Annotated in this window: 5 protein-coding genes; 2 read left to right on the top strand and 3 right to left on the bottom strand. The window is 56.2% G+C overall.

Annotated elements, in window-relative coordinates; genetic code table 11:
- Nucleotides 1–43 precede the first annotated feature (43 nt).
- Nucleotides 44–1,486 carry a DUF1501 domain-containing protein gene (locus LOC70_RS11265; RefSeq protein WP_230253676.1) on the bottom strand — a complete coding sequence of 481 codons (1,443 nt, stop codon included), beginning with the start codon at nucleotides 1,484–1,486 and terminating at the stop codon, nucleotides 44–46.
- A gap of 51 nt (nucleotides 1,487–1,537) precedes the next feature.
- Complete coding sequence (locus LOC70_RS11260) at nucleotides 1,538–4,897, bottom strand: PSD1 and planctomycete cytochrome C domain-containing protein (RefSeq protein ID WP_230253675.1); 3,360 nt, start codon at nucleotides 4,895–4,897, stop codon at nucleotides 1,538–1,540.
- Between the two features lie 209 nt (nucleotides 4,898–5,106).
- On the opposite strand from LOC70_RS11260, the gene LOC70_RS11255 reads away from it, so the two are divergent.
- The gene (locus LOC70_RS11255) at nucleotides 5,107–5,886 is read left to right on the top strand and encodes an AraC family transcriptional regulator (protein WP_230253674.1); all 780 of its coding nucleotides are present in this window, start codon (nucleotides 5,107–5,109) and stop codon (nucleotides 5,884–5,886) included.
- Between the two features lie 167 nt (nucleotides 5,887–6,053).
- Here LOC70_RS11255 and katG read toward each other — a convergent pair whose 3' ends face one another.
- Nucleotides 6,054–8,531 (bottom strand): catalase/peroxidase HPI, encoded by a 2,478-nt coding sequence (gene katG / locus LOC70_RS11250; protein WP_315857246.1) that lies wholly within the window; start codon nucleotides 8,529–8,531, stop codon nucleotides 6,054–6,056.
- 397 nt (nucleotides 8,532–8,928) lie between these two features.
- On the opposite strand from katG, the gene LOC70_RS11245 reads away from it, so the two are divergent.
- Nucleotides 8,929–12,384, top strand: a complete 3,456-nt coding sequence (locus LOC70_RS11245; protein ID WP_230253673.1) for an exo-alpha-sialidase — start codon at nucleotides 8,929–8,931, stop codon at nucleotides 12,382–12,384.
- Nucleotides 12,385–12,541 lie beyond the last annotated feature (157 nt).

Below are 12,541 nucleotides of genomic sequence, written 5' to 3'. Positions count from 1 at the left end.
CGTGATCGTTGTTTCGCGAAAAACTTGGGCAGTCGGTGAGGTTTCAAGACAGCAAATCGTGAACCACCTGCGAAGGTTCTACGCCGGTCAGTTTGAAATCCAGTCCTTGATAGCGGTGGGTGAATCGTTCGTGATCGATTCCAAGAACATGAAGGGCGGTTGCGTGCAGATCCCTCACGTGAACCGGGTTTTCGGCCACGTTGTAACTGAAGTCGTCCGTTTCGCCGTAGCTGAATCCAGGCTTGATTCCGGCACCCGCCATCCAAATTGTGAAGCATCGCGGATGATGATCGCGACCGGCTTCCGGCGAATCCCATTTGCCTTGGCCGGCAACGCCACGACCGAACTCACCACCCCAGATCACCAGCGTGTCGTCCAACAACCCCCGGCGTTTCAAATCCATCACCAACGCGGCACTGGGTTGGTCCGTGTCCACGCAACGCGACACGCACCAAGAACTCAAACGCGAATGGTGATCCCAATCCGGATGAAACAACTGAATGAACCGAACGTCTCGCTCGGCCAAGCGACGCGCCAAGATGCAGTTCGCGGCATAGCTTCCCGGACGTCGGGAATCGGGGCCGTACAATTCAAACGTTTCGTCTGATTCGTCGCTGAGGTCGGTCAATTCGGGGATGCTGGTTTGCATCCGAAACGCCATTTCGTACTGCGATATTCGCGTTTCAATTTCAGGGTCGAGTGTTTGTTCATGATGCGAACGGTTGAGGCTCGCCAAACCGTCCAGCATTTCACGCCGAAGTTCGCGAGGAAAACCGTCCGGATCGTTCAAATAGAGGACCGGATCCTTTGCACTACGCAGCTTGACGCCTTGATGTTTGGATGGAAGGAAACCACTGCCCCAATAATGATCGTAGAGCGGTTGATCGCTGCCTCGTTTCATTTTGGAGATCAGCACCACGTAATCGGGCAAGTTGCGATTCATGGTTCCCAAGCCGTAACTCGCCCAAGCACCGAAGCTGGGACGTCCGGGCAGTTGATGGCCGGTCAAAAACTTCGTCATCGCGGGTGCGTGATTGATCTCGTCGGTCACCATGGATTTGACGAAGCACAACTCGTCGGAGATTGAACCGATGTGCGGCAGCCATTCACCGATCAAGCGACCGCATTCACCGTGGCGGTGAAACTTGGTGATCGCCGGCAAGATCAACTGCTTCTGGTTCTTCGTCATCCCCGTCAGTCGTTGTCCTTGTCGGACGCTATCGGGCAATTCGGTCCCGGCAAGTTTCGGCAGCTCCGGTTTGTGATCGAACAATTCGATCTGTGACGGCCCGCCTGACTGAGTCAGGAAAATGACTCGCTTGGCTTTCGGAGCGAAGTGCGGCAGTTCCTTTTCAAGGCTTTTGGCTGCCAATTCGTCGCCGAGCATGACGCCAGCGGCCAACGCACCGAAATTCAATCCGGCTTGGCCGAGAAAACTTCGGCGGCCAAGTTGCATTGCGTTCGAAGGAAGCTTTGAGGGAAGCATTGATTCGGTTTCAAATGGATGATTGGATTGAAAGACAAAACGACGGACCGACTATTCGCGGGTCATGGCTTCGTCCAAGTTCAGCAACAGGCTGGCGGTGGTTTGCCAAGCCGCGGTCGGCGGTGCGTGCTCGAGCGTCGGCGGAGGACGCTGGCCCACGGTGCAGTAGCTCACTGCCGATTCGGGATGCTTGTCGTAGTAAGCCAAGGCTCGGTCCCAAACCGATTGCAGTGACATCAGTTCGTCCTGCGATAATTCACGCGAGAGGACTCGCATGGCAATCGTGTTGGCTTGATCCATCCAAGCGGTCTTGCTCGCATCCGAATTCGATATGGATTCGTTGGCCTCGGCAACCGCTTCGTCGGCCAATGCTCGCGATGCTTCCAACATGGTCGTGTCGTTCATCAGTGTCAGTGCATGCAGCGGAGTGTTGGTGCGCCGCACCCCGACTTCGCAAACCCGACGCTGTGCACTGTCGAACAAAAACGTGGGAGCACTGCTGCGACGCCAGAATGCGTACAAAGTGCGGCGGTATTGAGGCGGTCCGACACTGGGTTGATAGTCGAACCGTCCCATCGTGATTTCCGCCCAAACCCCGTCGGGTTGGTACGGCAACACGGGAGGGCCGCCGATGGTGGGCGTGAGCAAACCGGACACTCGCAATGCATTGTCACGAATCATCCAGGCCGGCAATCGGAATCGCGGGGCGCGGGCCAGCATTCGATTTTCTGGATCCCACTGCAGCATCTCCGGCGTTGCGACGCTGCTTTGCCGGTACGTTTGACTGGTCGCGATCAATCGAAGCACGTGATTCAAATCCCAGTCGTTGTCCAGCAACTCAACGGCCAACCAATCGAGCAATTTGGGATGGGTTGGCAACTCGCCTTGCAAGCCAAAGTCACCCGGCGTTCGCACCAACCCGTTGCCGAACATCAATTGCCAAAGATGATTGACAATGACCCGTGCGGTCAGCGGATTTTCACGATCAACGATCCAGTTGGCCAAATCCAAACGTGTCTGGGTTTCTTCGGCCGGTCGTGGCAACACGCTCGGCAGGACAGCTCGTTGAACAACGTCGCCTTTCGCATCCCAAACGCCGCGAACCAAGACGTGCGTGTCACGAGCTTTTTCACGCTCGCTCAAGACCATCACGCGACGTGGCTTTGATTGTCGTTGGAGGTCTTTCTGTTGCTTGCGAGCCCGCGACAAACGTTGGCTCGCCTGTTGATAGGCTTCGTCGGACACCAAATACTGGTCCAACAAACGTTTGCGTAGTTGGTCATCCAATTGAACAAGCGAATTTGGTTCCGCGTCCGAAGCATCCGAGTTGTCGGCTTCGCTTTGCACGTTCTGCCGCCGCAGAAATTCGACTAATTCTTTCAGCGGTGATCCGCCGTCAACTCGGTGGACTGTTTCGCCGTACTCCGAGGTCAGTGAAATTCGGAATCGGCCAATGTTCGCGTGCCCGTGAGTCGAACGGTGACGCAGAAGCACGATGAATTGGTCGCCGGGTTGGGTTTCCCAAGGCGAATCAAGCTCGTACACGCCGACGTGAGGTTCGATCTTTTTGACTCCTTCGGTGGTCCATCCGTCACGCGCGTCATCATTCAGCGTCTCTTTGATGTGGCTGTACCGTGTGTCCCACTTGGTTTCACGTTTTTTGTCGGCCTCCACGTCCGCGGTGGCTCGTACTAAGTCGATCTGGGTTTCCGACGGGCTGCCGTCACGGCGTCCCATGGTCAGAACATTGGTGAGTGTGAACTCACCGTTGCCATCCCGTGAGAAGCGACCGTCCACGTGCGATTCGTGCGGAAAGACTTCGAGGCGGATGCCCGTCACGCGAGGTAGGTCGTCTGGCAGCGACAGAACGATGCGATAATCATCATGCATCGTTTTGGGGCCTGTGGTCTGGACGATCTGATTGTCTTCGACTTGGAACTGCGTTCCTTCCACGCCGCTGACCGTTGGTTGCGGTGTGTGCCAGACAACATGTTCGTTTGGCAGATTCGTTTGAAAGTCGTTCAACCACGCGTCGAAGCGCTGGATCGCCCGCTCTTTTTCAGCAGACTCGAACTGTTCGCATTCTTTAACAAAAGCCGCGAATGCTTCGGATTGTTGTTTCGCTTTGGGGGATTCGTATTCGAGGTACGGTTTGGCATTCATCCCCGCCCGCCCGTCCTCATCAATGCTGTTGAAGAAGGCGGACAGCGAGTAGTAATCGTGATGCGTGATGGGATCGAACTTGTGCGTGTGACACTGCACGCAGCCAAGCGTCAGTCCCAGCCAGACCGTGCCGGTCGTGTTGACTCGATCAATCACGTAATCGATGCGAGATTCTTCGGGGTCGCGACCGCCTTCGCCGTTGGTCATGTGATTGCGATGAAAGCAGGTTGCCAACTTCTGCTCAGGAGTCGCGCCTGGCAGCAAATCGCCGGCAAATTGTTCGATCGTGAACTCGTCAAACGGTCGATTCTGAGCGAATTGTTCGATCACCCAGTCGCGCCATGGCCAGTTTTCTCGGGTTGCGTCTTGTTGGAACCCGTCGGAATCGGAGTATCGGGCCGCGTCCAACCACCACATCGCCATTCGTTCGGCGTGGTGGGGCGATTCCAGCATTTCTTCGATGGCCTGCGTCCAAGCGGTTGGGTCACCATCCCGCAATCGCGTTTGATAGCGTTTGATTTGCTCGGGAGTGGGTGACATTCCCGTCAGATCAAATGCCAATCGTCGAAGCTGCGTGATTGAATCGGCCGGAGGGCTCAGCGTTCGGTCTTCGTCCGCGAGTCGAGCAATGACAAACGAGTCGATCGGGTGAGTTGATTCGTCCGCAGTCACGGCCTCTGATGAACTCGATTTCGTTACGTTCAGCTCTGGGAGACTGGGACGTTGAATCGGTTCGAACGACCAATGCTTTCCCCAGGGAGCTCCCTGTTCAATCCATTGGCGGACTGCCTCGCGTTCGCGTTCCGTCAACGGTTTGCGATGCGAATCCGGAGGCGGCATGACTTCGTATTCGTCATCGGACGTGATGCGGTTCCAAATCTCGCTGGCTTCCAAATCATTGGGAGTGATCGCGGCATACCCGCCCAAGTCTTCCTTGGCCGCCGATTCGACGTCCAAACGCAAACCGGCTTCACGGTTTTCTTCGTCTGGACCATGACAATGAAAGCATCGGTCCGACAGCACCGGCAAGACATCGCGAGAAAACGAGACCTCCTCCGCATTGCCAACGCACGCCATCGAGAAGGCTATGCCGAACAAGGTCAGAGCGATCAACAATTGGCCCGCACGCGATGCTTCGCCGATGTGTTGGAACGAGTAAGCGGTTAAACGCGTGCTGATCACTGGCCGTCGAATTGGAAAGGCGTGATCAAGGGCACGGGATCGTGCGTTGAATTCGCGACGGCTCATACAATCAATGTGGCGGGAGTGGGGTGACGTTCCTCGAACGGACGTTCACCGAGGGCGGGGGGCGACGTTGGCATGGTTGTGCATCCGAAGGGCATCGGCTCAACCAAGCGTACGCGGCAATGGGGCCACCATGTCGCCAGCTAACAATTATGGTTCATGGTTCCGCATGCGTCTTGCCGAATCATTGCATCGATTTGTAAAATCCTCGCATGAATTCTCCTGTAACCCCTCTCGCGGACGCTGCTTTGAGCGAGTGGCGACAACAGGTCTTCGGAAGCATTGTGAATCCGATGGCATGTTTCGATTTGTTCGATTTTTTGCCGCAAATCTACATGTACGTGAAATCGGCCGACGGACGCTATCTGCGCGGCAATCGTGTCATGTGTCGCGTGATCGGCGTGGAGGATGAATCTTGCATCATCGGGCGGTCAGACTTCGACTTTTTCCCGCCCGCGATCGCCACTCAATATGTCGAAGAAGACCGCCGGGTCATCGCTTCGCGCGAAGCGTTGACAGATCAAATTTGGTTGGTTCCCGACAGTCGCGGCGTGCCGCAGATCTATTCATGCCACAAAGTTCCGTTGATGGATGCTCGCGGCGACGTGGTGGCATTGGCGGGTGTCAAACGACGCTATCAAGACGCGGATGCGCCCGAGAGTGGGCATTTGCGATTGGTGAAGGTCGTGCAGTTTGTCAGCAACTTCTACGGCGATCCAATCTCAGTGGCTGACTTGGCGGAACAAGCCAACCTGTCCGCCAGTCAGCTTCATCGTGAGTTCATGCGACGGTTTCAAATCACGCCAAACCAGTACATTCGCGAAGTGCGAGTCGGTGTGGCGCGGTATCTGTTGGAGACCACCGAGGAACCCATCGGAGCGATTGCCGCGAACACGGGGTTCTATGATCAGAGTCACCTGACGCGGCAATTCAAAATGTCGACCGGTGTGACACCCACCGAATACCGTCGCCAATACAGCCCGTTGCAGTGAGGCAGACTGAGACTTGTCGGCGAGGGCTTGTCTGGCGAGGACTTGTCTGGCGATTGTCATTGGCCAATTCATTTCGTCGAGTTATTGCCCTTTGCCGGCGCGACGCCTCGCTTCTGCGAAGCATCGGCCGGGGCGTCAGGTGAAACCTGACCTACTATGGACGCAGGTCAGTTCGCGGCGACTTGGGTGCCGGTGTCGCTGGTGGTTTCGAGGTCGAAACGGTCTAGATTCATGACTTTGGTCCAAGCGGCAACGAAGTCTTCCACAAACTTCTCCTTGGCGTCTTCGCTGGCGTACACCTCGGCGATCGAACGCAATTGTGAGTTCGAACCGAAAACCAAATCGACGCGGCTGGCGGTCCACTTCAGGTTGCCGGAATCACGGTCGCGACCTTCGAAGAAGTGTTCGCACATTGGCGACTTCTTCCAAATCGTGTTCATGTCCAACAAGTTCACAAAGAAATCGTTGGTCAGAGAGCCAGGACGCTTGGTGAATTTCCCCAAGTCCGCCAGTGGGCCAGCACCCGCGTTGGTGTCCAGCACTCGCATCCCACCAACCAACACCGCCATTTCCGGTGCGGTCAACGTCAGCAAGTTGGCTTTGTCGACCAACAGTTCTTCTGCGGGACGATCGGCGTTGTGAGCTTGGTAGTTTCGGAATCCATCGGCGATGGGCTCCATCACTTCAAAACTTTCCACATCGGTCATCTCCTGCGTCGCATCGGTGCGTCCAGGTGCGAACGGAACTTGGACCGGATGCCCGGCTTTCATCGCAGCCGCTTCGACCCCCGCGTTTCCAGCCAACACAATCATGTCCGCCATCGAAATCCGGACGTTGTCCTTGCGTGATGCGTTGAACTCCGAACGCACTGCTTCCAGTTTGCTGAGGACTTGTTGCAACTGAGCCGGTTCATTGACCGCCCAATCTTTTTGAGGTGCCAAACGAAGACGTGCTCCGTTGGCTCCCCCACGCATGTCGCTGCCACGGAACGTCGAGGCGGATGCCCATGCGGTCGAGACCAAATCGGACGAGTCCAAACCGGTGGCCAAGATCTTTTGCTTCAGTTGCTCGATCTCATTGGCACCCACAAAGTCGTGCGACACCTCCGGCACGGGGTCTTGCCACAGTTGAGGCTCGGGAACTTCCGAACCCAACAAACGCGAAACGGGCCCCATGTCACGGTGAGTCAGCTTGTACCAAGCCTTCGCAAAGGCTTCCTCGAACTGTTCTGGGTTTTCGTAGAAACGACGCGAAATCTTTCCGTAGGCTGGATCCATTCGCAGAGCCAAGTCCGTCGTGAACATCATCGGTGCATGCGATTTGGATTCATCGTGGGCGTCGGGCACGGTGCCCTTTGCATTTTCATCGACGGGAGTCCACTGGTACGCACCGGCGGGACTCTTGACCAGCTTCCATTCGTAGCCGAACAAGTTTTCAAAGTAGCCATGCGACCATTCGGCCGGTGTCGAGGTCCAAGCACCTTCCAGACCGCTGGTGATCGTGTCTGATCCGTTGCCCGTTCCGCGAGAGTTGATCCAACCCAAACCCTGAGCTTCCAACGCTTCTCCTTCCGGTTCCGGTCCCACGTTGCCTTCGGGCGTAGCCGCACCGTGAGCCTTTCCGAACGTGTGACCACCGGCGATCAACGCCACGGTTTCTTCATCGTTCATCGCCATGCGACCAAACGTTTCGCGAATGTCCTTCGCTGCGGCGATTGGGTCCGGTTTGCCGTTGGGGCCTTCCGGGTTCACGTAGATCAAACCCATTTGAACGGCCGCCAAAGGATTGTCCAACTCACGGTCGTCGGTGTATCGCTTGTCGCCCAGCCATTTGGTTTCCGGTCCCCAGTAGACGTCCTTCTGAGGTTCCCAAACGTCTTCGCGACCGCCCGCGAATCCGAGCGTCTTGAAACCCATGTCTTCCAAGGCGCAGTTGCCGGTCAACACCATCAAGTCCGCCCAAGAAATCTTGCGACCGTATTTCTGTTTGATGGGCCAAAGCAACCGTCGAGCTTTGTCCAAGTTCGCGTTGTCGGGCCAGCTATTCAAGGGAGCGAAACGCTGCGTGCCATCGGATGCACCACCTCGGCCGTCCGTCACGCGGTAGGTCCCGGCACTGTGCCAAGCCATTCGGATGAACAGCGGACCGTAGTGCCCGTAATCCGCGGGCCACCAATCCTGTGACGTCGTCATCAGTTCTTTGATGTCGTTTTTGACTGCGGCCAAGTCCAACGAATTGAACTCCGCGGCGTAGTCGAAGTCTTCGCCCATCGGATTGCTCTTCATCGAATTCTGATGAAGGATGTCCAAGTTCAATTGGTTGGGCCACCAATCACCATTGGACATCGCGCCCGAAACCGTGTGCCGGTTGGGGCCCACTGGGTTTCCCATCACCGGACACTTGCTGATCGCGTCGGCTTGGGATGCGGAAGAAGAACCGGTTGCGTCTTGCGCGAACAAACTCGCGGTGGTCGATGCCGCCAAGCAACCCAGAGTCAGTGCGAAGGGACGCAAAGTAACGCGTTGACGAAAAAATCGCTTCGCGAAACGACGGCAGACGTCCGCACGCGATGCGTGTGTTTCATTGCAAACTTGGTCGTCAGAAAACATCGATTGTGTGCCGGGAAATGGTGTGTGGGGATTCATCGTCCGCTTCCTCAAATAAGTTGCAAACTGGTGCCAATCGACCGAGACCGGAGACGGGCAGGGAAAACAGTCCTGGAAACTGTCTAGGTATTATCGGGCGCCGGGAACGAACGTCCAATGCATTCATCGCATCTTGCGGATGCGTTTTGTGCATGGGTGGTTTGGGCGAGCGTTCTGCTGCCGGTTGGCCTGTTGTGACCAGGCATTCGCTTGAATTCGCTCGCGATGCTCAGAATGCACTATCATGCGAGCCACAGTCGCATCCGCGATTCCCGCCTATTATCCCGCCTTGCCGCTCACAACCTCACCGCCGCACTGATGCCAACGCGTTCGCGTGGTGGATTTGTGATTGCACACCAGAAGAGGTTGGCGACTTCCTCATTTTCCGAGCCTGTCCATGCGTCGGTTTCAAAGAAGCGTTTTGCTGTTTTGTAGTTTGATAACTCTGGCTTCTTGGGGTCACGACGTCGCGGCACAGCGTCCTCCGGCGGGTGTTCCCAATGGAATCGAGAAAGTCCTGCGAATCCAGCCACGCGAACTGAACGGACGCAACAGCGAAGGTGACTTTGTTCAGCTCAATGATGGACGGTTGCTGCTGATCTACACCAAGTTCATTGGTACCGGTGACCATGCGCCGGCGGCTCTGGTTTCGCGAATATCATCCGATGGCGGGGTCACTTGGTCGGCCAATGATGTTTCGGTGATCGAGCGTGGCAGCGAGGACTCGAATTTGATGTCGGTGTCGCTACTGCGTTTGCAAGACGACCGGATCGCATTGTTTTACATTCGCAAATACGCTCCACCTCCGGAAGCAAAGCATCTATTCCTCGATGAGATTCTGATGCGAACGAGTTCCGACGAGGGCGCAAGTTGGGCCGATCCGATTCGCGTGGTTCCGGAGGACATGCCGTCCTACAGCGTTCTCAACAACGATCGTGTCATTCAACTGGCCAGCGGTCGCTTGGTGGTTCCGCTGGCAGTTCACTACCGCGTTGGTTGGGAAGGGTACCGGTCTTCCGCTGAGATGGTTTGCTATTTGTCGGATGACCACGGGTCAACATGGAAATCTAGCAAAACAGCTTTGCGGTCGGAATTGCTCGCTCAGGAACCCGGTGTCGTCGAACTCGCTGACGGACGGCTGGTGATGTTTTGCCGAAGCCAAGATTGTCAGTTGATCTCGTTCTCGGAGGATCAAGGTGACACTTGGTCAGAGCTGACCCGTTCAACGATCAATCAGCCCACGGTCTCGCCCGCCTCGATCAAACGGATTCCGCAAACCGGCGATCTGCTGATGCTGTGGAACAACGGCGACGATGAACTGGCAAAGCAAAAGCCGATCGGAAGGCGGCCATTTACGGCTGCGATCTCCAAGGACGACGGCAAGACTTGGCAAAACATCCGCAACGTCGGCACCGATCCGGACGGTTGGTATTGCTACACCGCCATCGAGTTTGTGGGCGATCACGTTTTGCTGGCTCACTGCGAATACCCACGATTGAATTCGCTGCAAGTCACTCGTGTTCCACTAAAGTGGTTTTATGATTCCGAACACGCCGATGCCGGAGACGTTTCAAAGTCTTCCACGCAACAGGAACCAATCGACTACACGATTTCGCTGGACGTGGCTCACGAAGGATTTGACGGAAAACAATGTTGGGTGCACGCTCGCGTCGGCGTTGTCCCGAGCGAGGATGCTGAACCCGCCGCAGTGATGACGACTCAGAAACTCCTGTTGTCGGGTTCTGACGTCTTCTACCGTCTTCATCAATCGCGAAAACGGCCGGCCGAATTGGGGTGGTCGGATCTGAAGCCCATCGATTCCTTTTCGCGTCAAACGGTTCGCGACGGCAAAATCCCTCGGGGTGGGTTACGCAATGCGGAGTTGCTGCGAGAGGGGGATGAAACCACGGTTTGTGACTTTGTCCCGCAGTGGCACGCGGCGAGCCAACGTTTGCTCGGAATCGGGCAAACGGTGTGGTACCGCGACAATCGAGTGATGCGAGTGCGTCCGCGTGGGATTGCCTACAGCGTGATGGACCGGCGGCACGAAAATTGGTCGGACTGGCGAGTGGTTGATTTGCCCGACGATCCGATCTTTGACAATGCGGGTGCGGGCAGTGCGCAGCGATTGGATCTGCCGGGCGGTGATGTGCTGTTGCCGATTTACTGCAAGAAGCCGCAAGACAAAGAATTTTCTTCCATCGTGGTGCGATGTCGCTTTGACGGAGAAATCTTGCATTATGTGGAACACGGTAACGCCTTGACCATTCCCGTTGATCGAGGCCTGTACGAACCGTCACTAACACACTTCGGCGGAAAGTACTTCCTGACGCTTCGAAATGACCAACATGGTTATGTCGCCACCAGCGACGATGGCTTGGAGTTCAGCCCGCCCGTGAAATGGACGTTCGATGATGGCAGCGAGCTGGGGAATTACAACACCCAGCAACACTGGGTGACCCACAGCGATGGATTGTTCTTGGTCTACACACGACGCGCCGAAAACAACGATCACGTTTTCCGGCATCGAGCCCCGTTGTTCATCGCCCGTGTCGATCCGGAACGCCTTTGTTTGATCCGAAAGTCCGAGCGTGTCTTGGTACCCGAACATGGTGCGAGGCTGGGGAACTTTGGCGTGACGCGGGTTTCACCCAACGAAACGTGGGTGACCGTGGCGGAGTGGATGCAGCCGGAAGGTGTTGAGAAACATGGCAGCAACAATCGGATCTTCGTTGCGAAGCTGAGATGGAATCGTCCCAACCAGTTGGCTTCGATGACATCGAACCTCGGTGTGCCGATTGAACCGACAGCTTATTGCAAACCACCGCGAGCCTATCTGGAACCTTCGGCGGAGCATCGGTCCCCGTTGATGTTTGAAGACGGTTCAGCGGTTTCGCGAGCGGCTCAATGGCCGAGACGACGGCGAGAAATCCTGGATGACTGGGAAACGTTGATGGGCAAGTGGCCGGAAAGGATCGAAGATCCCAAGCCGAGAATTGTGCAAAGTGAGACGCTGGATGGCTTGGTGCGTCACACGATCGAGTTCCAATGGACGCCGAACGAGAAAACCACCGGGTATCTGTTGATTCCAAATTCCAGCGGAGACGGTGAAGTCCCACTTCCCGCGGTGCTTTCGGTTTACTACGAACCGGAGACTGCGATTGGCTTGGGCAAACCCCACCGCGACTTTGCGTTGCAATTGGCGAAACGTGGTTTCGTCACCTTGTCGATCGGCACGACGGAAGCGACCCAAGCCAAAACGTATGCGTTGTATCATCCCTCGATTGATGAGGCGTCGGTTCAACCGCTATCGATGCTGGCCTACGCCGCAGCGAATGCTTGGCAGGTGTTGGCGGATCGTCCAGAAGTCGATCGAGATCGGATCGGCATCGTGGGGCATTCGTTCGGTGGAAAGTGGGCGATGTTTGCGGCTTGTTTGTTCGATCGTTTTGCCTGTGCCGCGTGGTCGGATCCGGGAATCGTTTTTGACGAGACAATCTCGGACGTGAACTACTGGGAGCCGTGGTATTTGGGTTATCACCCGCGGCCGTGGCGAGATCGAGGCCCAATCACCGAGCAAAACCCCGCTCGTGGCTTGTATCCCGATTTGATTCAGGAGGGGCGTGATTTGCACGAACTGCATGCTTTGATGGCCCCTCGTCCGTTCCTCGTTTCAGGTGGATCGGCGGATCCGATCGGGCGTTGGCGAGCACTCAATCACACGATCGCGGTGAACCGCTTGCTTGGATATCACGACCGCGTTGCGATGACCAATCGGCCAAATCACTCACCGAACGCGGATTCCAATGGGGTCGTTTATGCGTTCTTCGAGCGACACTTGCTGGGCCGGTGAAGCTGGATCCTCGTTCCATTCGGAAAAATCCTACCCTCGAGAACGATAGCCGGCGGCGGCCGTACCGCTGACTCAAGATTTGCGTTCTCATCGCCGGATTGTGACCCAAATTTCTCGAAGACGCCTCATCGTTCGACTCCTGACGATTTCGCGTTGG

Origin of the sequence: Rhodopirellula halodulae (assembly GCF_020966775.1) — a bacterium.
Lineage (GTDB): Bacteria > Planctomycetota > Planctomycetia > Pirellulales > Pirellulaceae > Rhodopirellula > Rhodopirellula halodulae.
This window is presented reverse-complemented; position numbering and strand designations above follow the sequence as displayed.

Excerpts from the sequence above, each read along its gene's own strand:
- LOC70_RS11265 (WP_230253676.1), bottom strand. The coding sequence starts at position 1,486 with ATGCTTCCCTCAAAGCTTCCTTCGAACGCAATGCAACTTGGCCGCCGA.
- LOC70_RS11260 (WP_230253675.1), bottom strand. The coding sequence starts at position 4,897 with ATGAGCCGTCGCGAATTCAACGCACGATCCCGTGCCCTTGATCACGCC.
- LOC70_RS11255 (WP_230253674.1), top strand. The coding sequence starts at position 5,107 with ATGAATTCTCCTGTAACCCCTCTCGCGGACGCTGCTTTGAGCGAGTGG.
- katG (WP_315857246.1), bottom strand. The coding sequence starts at position 8,531 with ATGAATCCCCACACACCATTTCCCGGCACACAATCGATGTTTTCTGAC.
- LOC70_RS11245 (WP_230253673.1), top strand. The coding sequence starts at position 8,929 with ATGCGTCGGTTTCAAAGAAGCGTTTTGCTGTTTTGTAGTTTGATAACT.